The following is a 17,280-nucleotide window of genomic DNA, read 5'->3' as shown; positions in this document are numbered from 1 at the left end:
CAGGAGGGGTGGGTCGGCGCCACCCTGGGAGAACGGTAACGATCGTGAGGCGGCGTCGGCTACGCGTGCAACCCGCGGAGGCCGGCGCGCTCGGCGATGTCGGCAAGGTGCTCGCGCCAGGCGGCCCACTCCTCGGTGGTCTTCTCGGCCAGGTTGCCGTCGCCGTCACCGGCCAGGCCGTCGAGCATCTCGCGCACGATGTCCGCGTGCCCCGCGTGCCGGGCCGTCTCGTACGCCATGTGCACGAGGATCCGGTGCAGCGTGACCTCGCGGTGCTCCTCGGGCCACCACGGGACCGTGCCGCGGGCGTCGAGGTCGAGCGCGTCGATGGTCGCGTCGGCGTGCGCGGCGCTGCGGTGGTGGAAGGCGACGACGTCGTCGAGGGTCTCGTCGGCTGCGGCGTACATGTCGGACCCGTCCTCGGCGTCGAGCCACGCAGGGGCGTCCGGCAGCGGCCGCCCGAAGACCGCACCGAAGTACCCGGCCTGCACCCCCGCGACGTGCTTCACCAGGCCGAGCACGTTCGTGCCGGTCGGCGTCACCGGCCACCGCGCCTGCCGCTCGGCCAGGCCGTCGAGCTTCGCGAGCAGGGCGGCGCGGTGCTTCTGCAGGTAGCGGTGCAGCGTCTGCTTGACGGCCGCGGCGTCGGGGTGCGGCGTCGAGCCCTCGTCGGACAGCACCGCGTTGCCGCTCGACGCCGGACCGCCGGCCGTGGCGGGGTGGACCTCGGGGACGGCGTCGGCGCTGCTCATGCCCTCGATCGTGCCACCTGTCCGTCGCGCAGGCGCGTCGACTCCTGCACGGCCACACGTTCCGCGGTGAGCAGGAGCCCCGCCACGTCGGCCGAGGTCCGCGCGGACGCGTCGTTCCAGCTCGTCAGGTCCCGCACGCGGCCCATCCGGACGTCGGGTGCCGGGCACCACAGCACCGGGGTGCCCTCGTCCGCCGCGAGCGCGTGCCAGACGAGGTCGAGCGCGTGCTGCACCCGCGGGGAGTGCACGGCGTGCGGCCCGCCGGCGGCCGACACGACGGCGCCGACCAGGCAGGCGCCGACGAGCGGACGGCCCTGCACGTCGAGCGCGGCGGCGCTGGTCGCGGTGCGGGTCCGGCCGCGTTCGTCGACGTAGGTGAACCAGGCGTGCTGGATCCAGCCGCGCTCGACGACGCCACGTGCCTCGGAGAGCAGGTGGCCGAGCTCGCCGAGTTCGCGGATGCGGTCGTCGACCCGGCGGGCGCGTGCCGCGGCACGGCGGTCGCCCCAGCGGTCGAGGACACCGCGGAGACCGGTGCGGGCGGTTCGGGTGGGGGCGGGAGAGGCGTCGGTGGCGACGTCGTGCTGGACGCGGAACTCGAGGGTCATGATGGCCCCTCCGATCGGCTGTGCACGGATGGTGAGGAGACGATAGCCCCGCGGGGAGCCAGCCGTCCAGCACTTCGTCCTTGCCCGTCTCCCGCGAACTGGGGCCGGTGCGGGGCCGTGGTCCCTGCGTATCCTCGAGGGAGCGGTGACGCGGGTGTGACCCTGGGGGGACCCGCGTCGCTGGGCGCTCGGGACGCGTTCGGCCTGGTGCCCTACGGTTCCCGCATGGACGGATGGCGGAACCCCGCACGCTGGGCCCGGACCGGGCGGTGGCTGCTGCTGCCGATCGCGGTGCTCGACTGGGTCGCGCTCGCCCCGCAGACGGTCGTCGTGCTCGCGTTCCTGCTCGCCGTCGTCGGGATCGCCGGGATGGCGGCCGCACTCGTCGTCGCCCTGCTCCGGCGGGGCCGCGGCGCGACGGCGGCGGTCGGTGTCGTGATGCTGCTCGGCGGTCTCGTCGTGTTCGGGCTCGACCCGTTCCCGGGGTCGTTCCCGCTCGTCGACCCGTGGTGGCCCGAGGCGATCACCCAGCCGCAGCGCGTCGGCAGCGCCTACTGGCAGCTCGCCGGGCTCGGCGTCTGGTTGTCCGGGCTGGCCGCGCTCGCGACACTGCTCGTGGTCTCGCTGACGGGTGCCCCGCGCGGGCAGGAGCACCCGCCGCGCCGCTGACCGCACCGCGACGGGTGCAGTACCGCCCCGTCGGCGTCGGCGACGGCGTCAGCGCCGGGTGAGGACCACGAGCGTGACGTCGTGCGCCGGTTCACCGGCGGGCAGCAGGGTCCGGACGTGGTCGACGACCGCGGCACCGTCCGGCGCGGACCGGACGAGGTCGGCGAGGGCGTCCAGGTGGCCGATGCCGTCGAGTGCGAGGACGCCGGGCGTGCAGATCGCGAGCCGGTCGCCGGGACCGAGGTCGATCGCCCCGGACGAGCGCGGGACGGCGTCGGGCTGCAGGCCCATCGGCAGGTCGAGCGAGTGCAGCGCCCGGCTGCTGCCGTCGGCCCGGACGAGCACCGCGAGTCCGTGCCCGGCGTCGGCGAAGTCGGCGTGACCCGACGTCGTGTCGAGCCGCAGGTGGAAGAGCGAACCGACGGCGCCGCCGGTCGACAGGTCGGAGGTGACCTGTGCCTCCAGTCCGGCGACCGCATCGGGCAGGGCGGTGTCCGTGCGGGCGACCACGGCGCCGCGCACCCCGGCCGCGAGCAGCCCGGCGGCGCGCCCCGGAGCGGCCACGCGGCCGACCGTGACGTGCAGGACGTCCTCGGCGACGAGGCGCCAGTCGGCGACGTCGCCGCCGCCGTCCTCGCGCTGCGTCACCAGGGTGGCCAGGTCGTGGCCGGGCACGACGACCGGCTCCGGCACGAGCCCGTCGAGCACCCGGCGCACCCGGCCGCGGTCGATCGCCTGGCCGAGCTCGCGTTCCGCCCACCGGGCGAGGTCGCCGAGCAGGGCGAGGTCCTCGTCGGAGAACGTCCGCGGGGCCGCGTCCATGATGCAGAGGGTGCCGACCCGGGTGCCGTCGAGCATGGACAGGGGCGCGCCCGCGTAGAAGCGGATGCCCTCGTCCGTGACGGCGGGCATGTGGCGGAACCGCTCGTCGAGGACGGTGTCCGGCACGACGAGCGGTTCGGGCGTGAGCACCGTCGTCGCGCAGAACACCCACTCGGCCGGGACGCTCTGCCCCTGGTTCCAGCCCTGGGTGGACTGCGCGGTGACGAGTCCGTCGTGCACCAGGTTGAGGAAGCTCAGCGGCACGCCGAAGGCCTCCTGCGTCATCCGTGTGATCCGGTCGAAGCGTTCCTCCGGGCCGCTGCCGAGGACGCCGAGCGCCTCGACGACGGCGGCTCGGCGCGCTGCGGACTCCAGGTCGGTCATGCCCCCTGTCTACCCGCACCGTCCGTCAGGAACCAGTCCCGCGGGTGGGGGTCGGCGGTGAGTTCGCGTCGCCCGGACACGGGGGCGGCCCACCGTGCGGCGTTCGACAGCACCCGACGGATGTCCGGGTGGTGGTACACCGGGTACTCCTGGTCGCCGGGCGAGAAGTAGAACACCCGGCCGAGGCCGCGTCGGTACGCGACGCCCGAACGGAAGACCTCGCCGCCGGCGAAGGTCGACAGGAAGACCTCCTCGTCGGGGCGGGGGACGTCGAAGTACTCGCCGTACATCTCCTGGCGGTCGATGACGATCGGGTGCGGGACGCCCGCGGCGATCGGGTGCTCGGGCGCAATCGTCCAGACGAGCTCGCGCTCGCCGTCGTTGCGCCACTTCAGCGAGCAGGTCGTGCCCATCAGGCGCTTGAACGGCTTGGAGTAGTGGCCGGAGTGCAGCACGACGAGGCCCATGCCCGCGTGCACGGCGTCGACGACCAGGTCGACCACGGCGTCGCTCACCTCGTCGTGGGCGGCGTGCCCCCACCAGAACAGCACGTCGGTGGCGGCGAGGCGCTCGGCGCTGATGCCGTGGTCGGGTTCCTGCAGGGTCGCGGTCGAGACGTCGGCGTCCGGCAGGTGCTCGCGCAGGCCGTCGGCGACGACGGTGTGGATGCCGTGCGGGTAGTGCTCGACGACCGTCGCGTCACCGCGGGTCTCGTGCACGTTCTCGTTCCAGACGACGATGTGCAGGTCACGGGGCTCGGTCGGCGTCGACATGCCAGCCACGCTACTGGACACCGTCGTCCACGGTCCGGTGATCGACCCTGGCGTTTCCTGATCGGTTCGCCTAGTTTGTGATCACGAACGCGCAGAGCGGCGGTGCCAGGGGCGCCGGACGACCGCCCGCGCCGAGGACAGGGGTCCGCTCGATGCTGCACCGCACCATCCTCACCGTCGCCGCCGCGACCGTGATCGCTCTCGCCGTCCCGACCACCGCGGCGGCCTCGCCCGGTGGTCACCCGTCCACCTCGACCGTGCGGTACACGGCGAGCGACGCGGTCATCGCGAACCCCTCCCGCGGGTTCGACCACACCACCGAGACCCACTACCGCGCCGACGGCACCGGGTACACGCCGCTCGACGCGACCACCCTGGCCGGGTACCGCGACGAGGGCGTGACGCAGATCGTCCGCGTCTTCTACATGGAGGCCTTCGTCGACCAGCGGCACCTCAGCCGTGCCTGGCTCCGGCTCGTGCAGCACGACTACGACACCGCCCGCGACGCCGGCATCGGGGTCATCACCCGCTTCGCCTACGTGCAGGGCGGCGACTACCCGTACACGGCGCCGTACGGCGACGCCGACCTGCCCACCGTGCTCGCCCACATCGAGCAGCTCACCCCGACGCTCCGCCGGAACGCCGACGTCATCCCGACCCTGCAGCAGGGCTTCATCGGCCTCTGGGGCGAGGGCTACTACACCGACCACTTCGCCAGCGACCCGGCGAACCCGGGCGTCCTGACCGAGGCGGACAAGGCCGCGCGTCGCCAGGTGGTCCGCGCCGAACTCCGGGCGCTGCCGTCCTCGCGTTCGATCCAGGTCCGCACGATGCAGATGAAGCAGGACGCCCTGCGCACGCCGTCCGGCACCGCCGGGGCGCTCACCCCCGCGCAGGCGCACGACGGGTCGGCAGCGGCACGGATCGGGCACCACAACGACTGCTTCCTGGCGTCCCCCGACGACTTCGGCACGTTCCTGAGCGACCCACTGTCGCTCGACCAGGACTACCTGGCCGCCGAGTCGCGGTACGTCCCCGTCGGCGGGGAGACCTGCGCCGTGAACGCCCCGCGCTCGGAGTACCCGTCGGCCTCGGCCGAGATGGCCCGGTACCACTACAGCTACCTCAACCTCGACTACAACCGGGACGTCCTCGCCACCTGGGGCGCCGAGGGCGTGCGGGACGCCGCGAAGAAGCTCGGCTACCGGTTCACGATGACCTCGAGCACCGTCACGTCCGGGCGTTCCGCCGCGGTGTCCGTCACCCTGCGGAACGACGGCTGGGCGGCGCCGTACAACACGCGTCCGGTCGACCTCGTCCTGACGGACGGCCGCCGCACCGTGACCGTGCCGACCCGCGCCGACGCCCGCGACTGGCAGCCCGGGCGGTCCGTGACCGTCTCCGCGTCGCTGCGCGGGGTCCCGCGGGGCACCTGGCACGTCGCGCTGGCCCTGCCGGCACCCGAACGGACGATCGCCGACGACCCGGCGTTCGCCATCCGCACCGCGAACGTCGGCACGTGGGACGCCCGCACCGGTGTGAACCGGCTCGGGCAGACGGTCACCGTCCGGCGCTGACGCCGGTTCCCCAGGCGGGGTGCGGAACGATGACGGGCATGACGCCTCGATCCCTGTTCCGCGCCCTCGCCGTCGCGGAACTCGTGACCTGGACCATGCTGCTCGTGGGCATGCTCATGAAGTACGCGCTCGGACTCGGTGACCTGCCCGTCCGCATCGGCGGGAGCGTGCACGGGTTCGTCTTCCTGGCCTACCTCGTCGTGACGACGGTGGTCGCGGTCAACCAGCGCTGGTCGGTCGGCACCCTCGTGCTCGGCTGGGCGAGCGCCGTCGTGCCGTACGCGACCGTCCCGTTCGAGGTCGCGGTCGCCCGGCGCGGCATGCTCGAGGGGCCCTGGCGCCGCTCGCCCGACGCACGGTCGGGGGCCTGGGACCGCCTGCTGTTCGTCGTGGTGCGGCACCCGTGGCTCGCCGCCGGCGTCGGCGTCGTCGCGGTCGCCCTGGTCTTCGCGGTGCTGCTCGCCGTCGGGCCCCCGGTCCCGCGCGGCTGACGCGCGCGGCGGCGCAGCGCCGCCGAGTGAGCAGAAGACGTCGGGTCCGCGGTCGGGACCCGACGTCTTCTGCTCACTCGGTGTGGTGGTCGCGACCACGGACAGAAAGGAGGCCCGGTGCCAGCTGGCACCGGGCCTCCCGTCCGTCGTCGGCGCGGCTACAGGGCCGCGAGGGTCGCGTTCAACGTGGCCGACGGGCGCATGACCGCGCTCGTCTTGGCGTCGTCGGGACGGTAGTAACCACCGATGTCGGCCGGGTGGCCCTGCACCGACACGAGCTCCTCGACGATGGTGTGCTCCTGCTCGCCGAGCTCCGCCGCGATCGCGGCGAAGGACGCCGCCAGGTCGGTGTCCTGGGTCTGCGCCGCGAGCTCCTCGGCCCAGTACTTCGCCAGGTAGAAGTGGCTGCCGCGGTTGTCGATCGAGCCGAGCTTGCGACCCGGGGACTTGTCCTCCTCGAGGAAGGTCCCGGTGGCGCGGTCGAGGGTCTCGCCGAGGATCTTCGCCCGCTCGTTGCCGGTCACACCGGCGAGGTGCTCGAGGCTCACCGCGAGTGCGAGGAACTCGCCGAGGCTGTCCCAGCGCAGGTAGTCCTGCTGCACGAGCTGCTGCACGTGCTTCGGGGCCGACCCGCCGGCACCGGTCTCGAACAGGCCACCGCCGCCGAGCAGCGGGACCACGGAGAGCATCTTCGCCGAGGTGCCGAGCTCCATGATCGGGAACAGGTCGGTCAGGTAGTCGCGCAGGACGTTGCCGGTGACCGAGATGGTGTCCTCGCCGCGGCGGATGCGCTCGAGCGAGAAGCGCATGGCGTCCTCGGGGGAGAGCACCTCGATCTGCAGGCCCTCGGTGTCGTGCTCGCCGAGGTACCGGTGCACGAGCTCGATGAGCGCGGCGTCGTGCGAGCGGGAGCGGTCGAGCCAGAACACCGCCGGGACCCCCGTGGCGCGGGCGCGGGTGACCGCGAGCTTCACCCAGTCGCGGATCGCGACGTCCTTGGTCTGGCAGGCGCGCCAGATGTCGCCCTGCTCGACCCGGTGCTCGATGACGACGTCGCCCGCCTGGTTCGTCACGCGCACGGTGCCGTCGCCGGGCGCCTCGAAGGTCTTGTCGTGCGAGCCGTACTCCTCGGCCTTCTGCGCCATGAGGCCGACGTTCGGCACGGAGCCCATCGTCGCCGGGTCGAAGGCGCCGTTCGCGCGGCAGTCGTCGAGGACCGCCTGGTAGATGCCGGCGTAGCTCGAGTCGGGGATGACGGCGAGGGTGTCGTGCTCGTCGCCGTCCGGACCCCACATGTGACCCGAGGTGCGGATCATCGCGGGCATCGAGGCGTCCACGATGACGTCGCTCGGGACGTGCAGGTTCGTGATGCCCTTGTCCGAGTCGACCATGGCGAGCTCGGGGCCCGCGGCGATGCCGTCGGTGAAGGCCTTCGCGATCTCGGCGCCGTTCGGCAGCGCGTCGAGGCCGGCCAGGATCGAGCCGAGGCCGTCGTTCGGGGTGAGCCCGGCGGCCGCGAGGTCGGCGCCGTGGCGGTCGAACACGTCGGGGAAGAAGGCGCGGATCACGTGGCCGAAGATGATCGGGTCGGAGACCTTCATCATCGTGGCCTTGAGGTGCACCGAGAACAGGATGCCCTCGTCCTGCGCGCGCTGGATCTGGCGGCGGAGGAACTGCTCGAGCGCGCCGACGTGCAGCACGGTGCCGTCGACGACCTCGCCCGCGAGCACCGGGATCGACTGCTTGAGCACCTGCTCGGAGCCGTCCTCGGCGACGAAGGTGATCGTCAGGGCGTCGTCGGCGGGGGCGACCCAGGTCTTCTCGTTCGACCGGAAGTCGTCGGCGCCCATCGTGGCGACGTTCGTCTTCGAGTCGTGCGACCACGCACCCATGCGGTGCGGGTGCTTGCGGGCGTAGTTCTTGACGGACAGCGGCGCCCGGCGGTCGGAGTTGCCCTCGCGCAGGACCGGGTTGACGGCGCTGCCCTTCACGCTGTCGTAGCGGGTGCGGACGTCGCGCTCGGCGTCGGTGCCGGGTTCGTCCGGGTAGTCCGGCAGGTCGTAGCCCTGGGACTGCAGCTCCTTGATCGCCGCCTTGAGCTGCGGGATGGACGCCGAGATGTTCGGCAGCTTGATGATGTTCGCCTCGGGGCTCTTCGCGAGCTCGCCGAGCTCGGCGAGGGCGTCGTCCACGCGCTGCTCGTCGGTGAGCCGCTCGGGGAACTGGGCGATGATCCGGCCGGCGAGCGAGATGTCGCGCGTCTCGACCTCGACCCCGGCGGTGCCGGCGAAGGCCTTGATGACCGGGAGGAAGGAGTGGGTGGCGAGGAACGGCGCCTCGTCCGTGAGGGTGTAGATGATCTTGGCCATGCTGGCGGGTACTCCCTTGTTCGACCGTCGGTACGTCCACGGTACTCGTGGCGCAGGATGTCTCGACATCAAGATACATGGGGGTGCTCCGCGCCGCCCCGACGCGTTCCCACCGCCCCCGACGGCCGGTGGGGTGCCACCCTGGAACGGTGACCGAACTCCTCGCCGTGGGCGTCATCGCCCTCATCGCCATCGCGGGCGCCGCCGTGCTCGGGCCCCGGATCGGCGTCGCCGCCCCGCTCGTGCTCGTCGCCGTCGGGATCGTCGCGAGCCTGCTGCCGTGGGTGCCGGACGCGACGATCGAGCCGGAGTGGATCCTGGCCGGGTTGCTCCCACCGCTGCTGTACTCGTCGGCCGTGTCCATGCCGTCGATGAACTTCCGCCGCGAGTTCGGCGCGATCAGCGGCCTGTCGGTGGTGCTCGTGGTCGCGAGCAGCCTCGTGCTCGGGCTCTTCTTCGCCTGGGTGGTGCCGGACCTCGGGTTCTGGTGGGGCATCGCCCTCGGCGCGATCGTCAGCCCGACCGACGCCGTCGCGACCTCGATCGTCAAGCAGACCTCGATCTCACGGCGGGCGATCTCGATCCTCGACGGGGAGTCGCTGCTCAACGACGCCACGGCGCTCGTGCTCCTGCGCACGGCGATCGTCGCCGCGGGCACCACGTTCTCGTTCTGGGGCGCGCTCGGCGACTTCGCGAAGGCCGTCGCCGTCGCCGTCGTCATCGGCTGGTTCGTGGGCTGGCTGAACGTGTCCGTCCGCGCCCGGGTGCCGAGCGCCGCGGTGAACACGGCGTTGTCCTTCGCGGTGCCGTTCGTCGCGGCCGTGCCGACCGAGCACTTCGGCGGCTCCGGGCTCGTCGCCGCCGTCGTCGCCGGCCTGTTCACCGGGATCGTCGGACCGCGCCGGCTCCCGCCGGGCCACCGACTGTCGGACGCGCAGAACTGGCGGACCGTCGAGCTCGTGCTCGAGGGCGCGGTGTTCCTCACGATGGGGCTCGAGCTCGCGCGGATCCTGGGGGACGTGCAACGGGAGCACACCGGCATCGGTCCGGCGCTGCTCGTCGCGGTCGGCGCCCTCGTGCTCACCGTGCTCGTCCGGGCCGCGTACGTCGCCCCGCTCCTGTTCGCCCTGTCGAAGGGCGCCGCCCGCGGTGAGCGGATGCGGGACCGCTTCGCCGAGATGCACGCCGGCGACCGCGACGCGATGAGCGAGGTGATCCGCGAGCACCGCCCGGGCGGTCGCGCACCGTCGGAACGCGAGCTCGACCGGTTCTCGACCCGGATCCGCCGGACCCTGGCCGACATCGCGTACTACACGCAGGCGCCGCTCGGGTGGCGGGAGGGCACGGCCGTGGTGTGGGCGGGCATGCGCGGCGCGGTGACCGTCGCCGCGGCGCAGACGCTGCCGGAGGGCACCCCGCAGCGATCCCTGCTGGTCCTGGTGGCCTTTGCCGTCGCCCTGCTGTCGCTCGTGGTGCAGGGCGGCACGATCGGCCCGCTGCTCCGCCGGATCGCCGCGCCGGCGACGGACACCGACGCGAAGGACACCGAGGAACGCCACCGGCTGCTCGAGTTCATGCGGGACGCGGCGACGCAGGTGCCCGCCGAACGCGAACGGCCCCCGGCGACCGAGCAGGAGCTGCGCGCGGCCGATCCCGTCGAGCTCCGTGCGTGGATGGGCCGCGAGAAGGCCCGGCGCCTCGCGGTGCTCGAGGCGCAGCGCGCCGCGGTGCTCGACGCCCGTGACGACGGCACGTTCGACGCCGAGGTGCTCGAGTCGATGCTGCAGAACCTGGACGCCGAGCAGATCGCCCTGGAGCTCCGCGGCGGACCGGAGCACTGACGACCGACGGACCGCAGCGCTGACGACCGGCGGAGCGCAGTACTGACGACCGGCGGACCGGAACGGGGACGACCGGCGGTCCGCGCCGGCCGGACGCCGGTCAGGTGCCGATCGAGATCCGGAAGACCCGCACCCCGGACGCACGCAGACCTGCGAGCCCGAGCCGCATCCGCAGCCCGCGGAACGGTCGGCGGAACCCGGACCACGCCGACGCGACGCCGATCTGGTGCAGCACCTCGGACGTCAGGGTGCGCTCGAGCTTCGGCGCGAGCCGGGTGAGCCCCGACACCGTCACCACGACGCGCACGGCCCCGGGGGCGAGGAGCGGGTCGATCGACTCGGCCGCCGCCTGCGCGCGGTGGAACGCCGGGTCGTCGCCCGGTCGTCGGATGGCGATCACCGCGAGCGTCGCGTCCCAGGTCTCGTCGGGGTCCGGTGGGTCGTCGACGCCGACCACCCGCATCCGTGCGGCGTCGATGCCCGCGCGCACCGCGGCGGCGCGCAGGACGGGCAGGAGTTCCTGGGTACCGGCGAGCACGACGTCGGCCGACGCCAGGTCGACCGGTCCGGGCCGCTCGTGCGGCGATCGGGCCATGGTGGGGGTCCTTCCGTCGCTCCGTCCCGACGCTACCGATCCTCGGACGCGGGGGGCCGCCGACCGCCCGACGGCCAGGCCCTTCCCAGGACGGCGGGTCATCGGTGCGACCCGGTTCGGTAACGAGAAGATCACGAAAGTCTCTGTACAAAGCGACAGAGTCGTGCAGAATGGTGGGCGGCCATGACGACTGCACACGAACCCGACCAGCACCCGGCGACCCCGGTGGTGCACCTGTCCCGTCGTGCTGCACTCGAGGCGGAGCGCGCCGCGGCGCGGAAGCCCGAGCGTCGCGCAGCCCGCACGCCCCGCCCGGAGAAGCGCTCCGAGCAGCGCGCCGCGCACCAGCCGGTCGCCGTGCAGCAGCCGGTCGCCGTGCAGCCCGCGGCGGCCGTGCAGGCCGCCGCCGCCGTGCCGACCGGGCGTCGTGCGACGACCGCCCGCTCGACGACCGAGCACGTGGACCGCCGCATCACGCGCGTCGTCCGCCGCCCCTCCGTCACCGCGCCAGCCCCCGCACCCGCCCCGCGTCGCTCGCGGACGGGTCGGGCCGGCCGCATCACGCTCACGAGCGCCGCAGCGGCCATCGCCCTGTTCGCCGCGTCCGCGATGCCCGCGCACGCCAGCGCCGGCACCTCGATGGCGACCTCGACCATCGCGCCGATGGTCCGCACGCAGGACTACGCCGTGACGCAGGCCGTCACCGCCTCCGGGTTGTCCCGCGACGGGTTCACCGTCGGCGGCGGCTCGGCCCGCACGGCGAGCGGCCCGGACTCGTCCGACGACGCGGTGTCGTACGGCGGTGCCGTCCGGTCGCCGTTCCCCGGTCCGGTGCAGATGAGCTCCGGCTTCGGGTACCGCGCGGCCCCGTGCGGCGCGTGCTCGTCGCTGCACCAGGGCCTCGACTTCACGCCGGGCATGGGCACGCCGATCGGCGCGGTCGCCGCCGGCACGGTCCGGGTCTCGGGCACGTACTTCTCGTACGGCAACGCGGTCGTCATCGACCACGTGATCGACGGCCGCCAGGTCTCGACGCTCTACGGGCACATGATCCCGGGATCGTCGCCGCTGCAGGTCGGCGACCAGGTCGAGGCGGGCGAGTTCATCGGGCTGGTCGGCTCGTCCGGCGTCTCGACCGGTGCGCACCTGCACCTCGAGGTCCTCATGGACGGCATCACCCCGATCGACCCCGAAGCGTGGCTCGAGGCCCGCATCGGTCGTTCGCTCACCATCTGACGCCCTCCCGCAGCACGGTCCGGGAGTGGGCGCCGTACCAACGTGATCCCCACCCGACCCGCCAGGGTGCCGGACCGAAGCGTTCAGCGTTCAGCGTTCAGCGTTCAAACCAGCTTTCCACAGGCGTTGCGATCGGTGCCCGCTGCCGCGTGATGTCGGCCGCCCTCCCTACAGTCGAGTCCTCATGGATCAGCGCAATCACGAGACCGTCCGCCGTCGTCAGGTCCGACGAGCGGCGTTCGGACAGATCACGTTCATCGCCGTCGTACTGCTGTACGTCACCATCCTGTCGATGGCCGCGGCCTCAGCACTGTTCAACGGCGGCCGGCTCTCCTTCGTCGGCAACGACGTCGTCAACCTCGGGCAACACATCGCAGAGAGCCTCGGTCTGTTCCAGACAGCCGTCACTGTGGCTCTGGCCCTTCTCGGTGTTCCGTACGTGCAACTCCGCGCAAACGCCGACGAGGACACGCTCGCACGCACGCGCCGAGCCACAGTGATCCTCGAGCGTGTCATAGCCGGGGTCCTCACCGGCGCGTTCGCACTGGCGGTGAGCAGCGCGATCGCCCGTCCACGCCTCTGGCCCGACATCTGGATCGCCACGCTGTTCTGGGCCGGCGTCGTGGCCGCCGCAACCATGGCAGGGACAACGGTGTTCGGCGCCGTGTCCGAACGCCTCCGGATGGCCAGTGCCGATCTCGAACGCCTCGAAGCCGCTGGTCCGACCCTGTGGAGCAAGGCGGAACATCCTTCAGCAGGCCGCACGCTCCTGCTGATCGCGGTGGTGACGCTCGCGGCCACCTACGGTGCAGTGATCCTCTTGTTCACCATCGCGTTCCGCGGAGAGCCCAGTTCCTACCCCGCGATGCTGCTGTTCGAAGCGGCGTGGCTGACCCTGGTCCTCAGTGCCGTCTCCGCTCTCGCGTGGAACTGGCGAACGAAGTGGACCGGGAGACCTCAGCAGCAGGCTCTTGTACGCCAAGTGGTCGCGGGCGTTTGGGCTGTGGCCCTCGCGATCGCGCCAGCCGTGATCTTCGCGGCGCACGGACTGCCGTGGACCGTCGTCCTCGGCGCTGCGCTCAACATCATCCCGCTCGCTGTGGTCCTGAACCGGTGGCCGAGTGGATCGAGCGTCAAGACGCTCATGGGACGCCATCGAGCGACACTGGTGATCCGAGCGACCGAGCGCGTCGCGGATGAAGTGACCGTGTTGCAGGAGCAGCAGCCGCCCGCATCACACGTCTGGCGGCTCCCGACAAAGTGACGGTCGCCCCGTCGGTACGCACAGCACGAGGCCTGCTTGACGGGGAGCGGCCGAGAGATGCCGGGTGGCACCGCGCGCAGCACGGCCACACCGGATCCACAGCGTTCGCCGAGCACCGACGCGGTGCCGTCCCAGTCCACCTGTGCAGGATCACAGCATGGACGACTGTCACAGACCGCCCGCCCGATCCCGATCCGCCCGGACTGCCCGCTGATGGGCGCCGACACCTGGATCGCCTTCGGGCTCGTCATCCTCTTCGTGCTCGTCGGCGGGGTCTTCGCCGCGGCCGAGATCGCCCTCGTCTCGCTGCGCGAGTCGCAACTGCAGCAGCTCGAACGCCGGGGGTCCCGCGGCGCCCGGGTCGCCGCCCTCGGCCGTGACCCGAACCGGTTCCTGTCCGCCGTGCAGATCGGCGTGACGGTGGCCGGGTTCTTCTCCGCCGCCTACGGCGCCTCGTCGATCGCGCCGGACGTCGCCCCGCTGCTGCTCGGCATCGGACTCGACCGGGGAGCGGCCGAGGCGGTGGCCCTGGTGCTCATGACCCTCGTCATCGCGTACCTGTCGCTGGTGTTCGGCGAACTCGTGCCGAAGCGCCTCGCCCTGCAGCGCGCCGAGGGCTTCGCGATGGCCGTCGCCCCGACGCTCGAACGCTTCGCGGTGCTCATGCGGCCGGTCATCTGGCTGCTCTCGACGTCGACCGACGCCGTCGTGCGCCTGCTCGGCGGCGACCCGCACGCCCGCAGCGAGTCGATGAGCACCGAGGAACTCCGCGGCCTCGTCGACGACCACGACGCCATCGACGCGCAGGGCCGCCGGATCGCCCGCAGCGCGCTCGACGCCGGCGACCGGATCCTGCGCGAGTCGATGCGCCCCTGGTACGACGTGTCGACGATCGACGCGGGGCTGTCCGTCGCCGAGGCCACGGACCGGGCGATCACGGCGGGGCACACCCGGTACCTCGTGACCTCGGGCGGACGCGACGAGGTCGACGGGTTCGTGCACCTCCGCGACCTGCTGCGCCCGGTCGACCCCGACGCCCCGGTGTCGACGCTCGTCCGTCCCGTGCTCGCCCTGCCCGAGACGAAGTCGCTGTCCGGCGCCATCGCGGACATGCGCACCGACGGGCACCAGATCGCCCTCGTCGTCGACGAGTACGGCGGCAGCGCCGGCATGGTCACCCTCGAGGCCCTGCTCGAGGACCTCGTCGGCCGCATCCGCGACGAGTGGGACGCCGTCGAGCACGACGGGTCCACCGCCGAGCGCGACGGTGTCGACGGCGCGACCGTCCTCGAGGACCTCGCCGCCGACGGCGGCCCGGTGCTGCCGGACGGCGACTACGAGACCGTCGGCGGGCTCGTCCAGGTGCACCTGGACCGCGTGCCCGCGGTCGGCGACGTCATCCTCGTGGGTGGCCACCGGCTCGAGGTGACCGCCATGGACGGTCACCGCGTGGCGCGCGTCCGCATCGCGGCCGACGTCCCCGCCTGACGGACGGGAGGCCCGTGCCGGCCCCGCCACGGGCCTCCCGTCCGCCGCGCCCGCGGCACCGACGCGACACGTACGCTCGACGCATGGGTATCGACGTGCGCAACGAGATCCGCGACTTCCTGTCCTCGCGACGGGCCCGGCTCACGCCGGAGCAGGTCGGCATGCCGTCCTTCGGCGGCGGTGTCCGACGGGTCCCCGGGCTGCGGCGGCACGAGGTCGCGATGCTCGCGGGCGTGAGCGTCGACTACTACACACGGCTCGAACGGGGCTCGCTGAAGGGCGTCTCGGAGAGCGTGCTCGAGGGGCTCGCGAGCGCACTGCAGCTCGACGAGGACGAACGCGTGCACCTCTGGGACCTCACCCGCCTGGCGAACGCCGGCGTGAAGGACATGCACCGCACCGTCCCGACCCGGGTGCGGCCGGGGGTGCAGCGCCTGCTCGACGCGATCACGGGCGCGCCGGCGTGGGTGCGCAACGAGCGCGGTGACGTCGTCGCCACGAACGAGCTCGGCCACGCCCTCTACGCGCCGATGTTCGCCGGCCCCGGACGCCCGGTGAACACCGCCCGCTTCACCTTCCTCGACCCGTCCGCCCGCGAGTTCTTCCCGGACTGGGCGCAGACCGCGCGGGACGCCGTCGCGGTCCTGCGCGCCGCCGCGGTGTCGAACCCCTGCGAGCCGGGGCTCATCACGCTCGTCGGCGAGCTCTCCACCCGCAGCGACGAGTTCCGCACCTGGTGGGCGGAACACGACGTGCGGGTGCACCGCGGCGGCGGCAAGCGCATCGTGCACCCGATCGTCGGCGAGCTCCGTCTGACCTACGAGGCCCTCGACCTCGTCGCCGACCCCGGACTCGTGCTGTTCACGTACTCGGCGGAGCCGGGCAGCGAGTCCGAGCGCTCGCTGTCGCTCCTCGGCTCGTGGGCGGCGACGGAGCGGGCGGAGCGCTCTGCGGCCCTGCGGGCGGCGGAGACCGAGTCGGTCGACTGACCCCCACCGCGAGCGCCTCGTGACGACCCCACCGGACCGGTCCGCCACCGACGACGACCGACGCCGGTACCGTCGCGCCGAACCGGTGTTCGCCCGAGCCGTGTCGAAGGTGCTCGGCGACATCGGCTCACTGCTCGAGCTGCGGTGGTCGCAGGACGACGCCGCACCCTCGTACGCGCCGACCGACCGTGGGATCGTCACGGTCGTCGACGCCGCCGCACACCTGCCGTCCGCCGACGGCGCGTTCGACGCCGCGCTCGCCACGGCGCCCCTGCCGGGACCGGTCGACCCGGGGGCCGTGCTCGCCGAACTGCGCCGGGTGACCCGTGGGCCGATCGTGCTGTTCTGCGTCGACCGCGAGCGCGCGCAGGAGCACTGGCTCGCGGAGTACGCACCCGAGGTCGTCGCGGCCGCGGCCCGGCGCCACCCGTCGCCGGCCGAGGTCGCCACGGCGCTGCCGGGGGACACGGTGACGGTCGTGCCGCTGCCGATCCCGTTCACGTGCGTCGACGGGTTCGCCGAGGCGTACTCCGCCCGACCCGAGCGGCTGCTCGACGCGGGCGTCCGGCACGCGGACCCGGCGTGGGCGCAGGTCGACCCGTTCACCGTGCGACGGTCGGTCGCGGCGCTCCGCTCCGCACTGGAGTCCGGTGAGTGGGACCGGCGCCACGGCGCGCTCCGGATCAGCCCGACGCACCAGGGGTCGCTCCTGCTCGTCACCGCGACCCCGACCGCTTGACACGTCGTCGTAGGCTGGACCGGTGAGCTTCCAGGAGGTGGTCGGCGCCCGTATCGCCGGCATCAGGGCGTGAGGCCCCCGGTCGTGCCCTCGGGCGCGGCCGACCTCGTCGTCCCCTGACCTCCTCCGCCCGGTGCGGTGTGCGTCCGCACGCCCCGGGTCCGCACGAAAGCCACGACCATGCTCCCCATCACGGAGAAGACCCTCCGCACGTCCTTCGTCAACGCCTCCCGCAAGGAGACGTCCGACATCACGCTGCCCGCCGAGTTCGCGACCACCGACTGGGACGCACTCGACTACCTCGGGTGGCGCGACCCGAAGATCGGACGGCGCGCGTACGCCGTCGTGCCGACGCTCGACGGCACGCTCGTCGGCATCCTGTTCCGGCAGGCCGAGGCCTCGTCCCGCGCACGCGCCCAGTGCTCGTGGTGCCAGGACGTGCAGCTGCCGAACGACGTCGTGTTCTACAGCGCGAAGCGCTCGGGGCCTGCCGGTCGGAACGGCAACACCGTCGGCACCCTGGTCTGCCAGGACTTCCAGTGCTCGCGCAACGTCCGGAAGCTGCCGCCGCCGGCGTACGAGGGCTACGACGTCGAGGCGGCGCGGCTCCGGCGCATCGAGGACCTGCAGCTGCGCGCCGCGTCGTTCGCCGCCGAGGTCTGACCCGCGCACGGCAGTTCCGT

Annotated in this window: 16 protein-coding genes; 10 read left to right on the top strand and 6 right to left on the bottom strand. The window is 73.0% G+C overall.

Features of this window, described 5'->3' with window-relative positions; translation table 11 throughout:
- Positions 1-59: 59 nt before the first annotated feature.
- Entirely contained in the window at positions 60-752 is a 693-nt protein-coding gene (locus BIU94_RS10690) for a DinB family protein (RefSeq protein WP_083404750.1), read from the bottom strand.
- Positions 749-1,360, bottom strand: coding sequence for a hypothetical protein (locus BIU94_RS10685; protein WP_071259143.1), 612 nt, complete (start codon positions 1,358-1,360; stop codon positions 749-751). Before BIU94_RS10685 ends, BIU94_RS10690 begins: the two co-directional genes overlap by 4 nt.
- A 225-nt stretch (positions 1,361-1,585) precedes the next feature.
- Here BIU94_RS10685 and BIU94_RS10680 point away from each other — a divergent pair, with 225 nt between their 5' ends.
- Positions 1,586-2,029 (top strand): hypothetical protein, encoded by a 444-nt coding sequence (locus BIU94_RS10680; RefSeq protein ID WP_071290517.1) that lies wholly within the window; start codon positions 1,586-1,588, stop codon positions 2,027-2,029.
- A 48-nt stretch (positions 2,030-2,077) separates the two neighbouring features.
- On the opposite strand, the gene BIU94_RS10675 is transcribed toward BIU94_RS10680, so the two are convergent.
- Both BIU94_RS10675 and BIU94_RS10670 read right to left on the bottom strand, forming a co-directional pair.
- Complete coding sequence (locus BIU94_RS10675; protein ID WP_071259137.1) at positions 2,078-3,235, bottom strand: PP2C family protein-serine/threonine phosphatase; 1,158 nt, start codon at positions 3,233-3,235, stop codon at positions 2,078-2,080.
- Positions 3,232-4,008 carry a ThuA domain-containing protein gene (locus BIU94_RS10670; protein WP_175472080.1) on the bottom strand — a complete coding sequence of 259 codons (777 nt, stop codon included), beginning with the start codon at positions 4,006-4,008 and terminating at the stop codon, positions 3,232-3,234. Before BIU94_RS10670 ends, BIU94_RS10675 begins: the two co-directional genes overlap by 4 nt.
- 152 nt (positions 4,009-4,160) lie before the next feature.
- Between BIU94_RS10670 and BIU94_RS10665 the strand changes: the two genes are divergently transcribed.
- Together BIU94_RS10665 and BIU94_RS10660 are read left to right on the top strand one after the other, a co-directional pair.
- Entirely contained in the window at positions 4,161-5,585 is a 1,425-nt protein-coding gene (locus BIU94_RS10665; RefSeq protein WP_071259131.1) for a DUF4832 domain-containing protein, read from the top strand.
- Positions 5,586-5,623: 38 nt separating this feature from the next.
- Positions 5,624-6,076: a DUF3817 domain-containing protein gene (locus tag BIU94_RS10660; RefSeq protein WP_071259128.1), complete on the top strand. Its 453-nt coding sequence runs from the start codon at positions 5,624-5,626 to the stop codon at positions 6,074-6,076.
- Between the two features lie 158 nt (positions 6,077-6,234).
- On the opposite strand, the gene BIU94_RS10655 is transcribed toward BIU94_RS10660, so the two are convergent.
- Positions 6,235-8,445 (bottom strand): NADP-dependent isocitrate dehydrogenase, encoded by a 2,211-nt coding sequence (locus tag BIU94_RS10655; protein WP_071259125.1) that lies wholly within the window; start codon positions 8,443-8,445, stop codon positions 6,235-6,237.
- Positions 8,446-8,594: 149 nt separating this feature from the next.
- Between BIU94_RS10655 and BIU94_RS10650 the strand changes: the two genes are divergently transcribed.
- The gene (locus BIU94_RS10650) at positions 8,595-10,286 is read left to right on the top strand and encodes a sodium:proton antiporter (protein ID WP_071259122.1); all 1,692 of its coding nucleotides are present in this window, start codon (positions 8,595-8,597) and stop codon (positions 10,284-10,286) included.
- Between the two features lie 100 nt (positions 10,287-10,386).
- On the opposite strand, the gene BIU94_RS10645 is transcribed toward BIU94_RS10650, so the two are convergent.
- Positions 10,387-10,881, bottom strand: a complete 495-nt coding sequence (locus tag BIU94_RS10645) for a hypothetical protein (RefSeq protein WP_071259119.1) — start codon at positions 10,879-10,881, stop codon at positions 10,387-10,389.
- A 183-nt stretch (positions 10,882-11,064) separates the two neighbouring features.
- Between BIU94_RS10645 and BIU94_RS10640 the strand changes: the two genes are divergently transcribed.
- The 6 genes from BIU94_RS10640 (at position 11,065) to BIU94_RS10615 (ending at position 17,260) form a co-directional block, all read left to right on the top strand.
- Positions 11,065-12,117 (top strand): M23 family metallopeptidase, encoded by a 1,053-nt coding sequence (locus BIU94_RS10640; RefSeq protein ID WP_071259115.1) that lies wholly within the window; start codon positions 11,065-11,067, stop codon positions 12,115-12,117.
- A 184-nt stretch (positions 12,118-12,301) separates the two neighbouring features.
- Complete coding sequence (locus BIU94_RS10635; protein ID WP_071259112.1) at positions 12,302-13,381, top strand: hypothetical protein; 1,080 nt, start codon at positions 12,302-12,304, stop codon at positions 13,379-13,381.
- A gap of 213 nt (positions 13,382-13,594) precedes the next feature.
- Positions 13,595-14,869, top strand: coding sequence for a hemolysin family protein (locus BIU94_RS18115; RefSeq protein ID WP_071259108.1), 1,275 nt, complete (start codon positions 13,595-13,597; stop codon positions 14,867-14,869).
- A gap of 83 nt (positions 14,870-14,952) precedes the next feature.
- Complete coding sequence (locus BIU94_RS10625; RefSeq protein ID WP_071259105.1) at positions 14,953-15,858, top strand: helix-turn-helix transcriptional regulator; 906 nt, start codon at positions 14,953-14,955, stop codon at positions 15,856-15,858.
- 19 nt (positions 15,859-15,877) lie between these two features.
- On the top strand, positions 15,878-16,597 hold the full coding sequence (locus tag BIU94_RS10620) for an SAM-dependent methyltransferase (protein ID WP_071259101.1): 720 nt from the start codon (positions 15,878-15,880) through the stop codon (positions 16,595-16,597).
- Between the two features lie 180 nt (positions 16,598-16,777).
- Positions 16,778-17,260, top strand: a complete 483-nt coding sequence (locus BIU94_RS10615) for an FBP domain-containing protein (protein WP_071259098.1) — start codon at positions 16,778-16,780, stop codon at positions 17,258-17,260.
- Positions 17,261-17,280 lie beyond the last annotated feature (20 nt).

This window comes from Curtobacterium sp. MMLR14_006 (genome assembly GCF_001864985.1).
Taxonomy (GTDB): domain Bacteria; phylum Actinomycetota; class Actinomycetes; order Actinomycetales; family Microbacteriaceae; genus Curtobacterium.
This window is presented reverse-complemented; position numbering and strand designations above follow the sequence as displayed.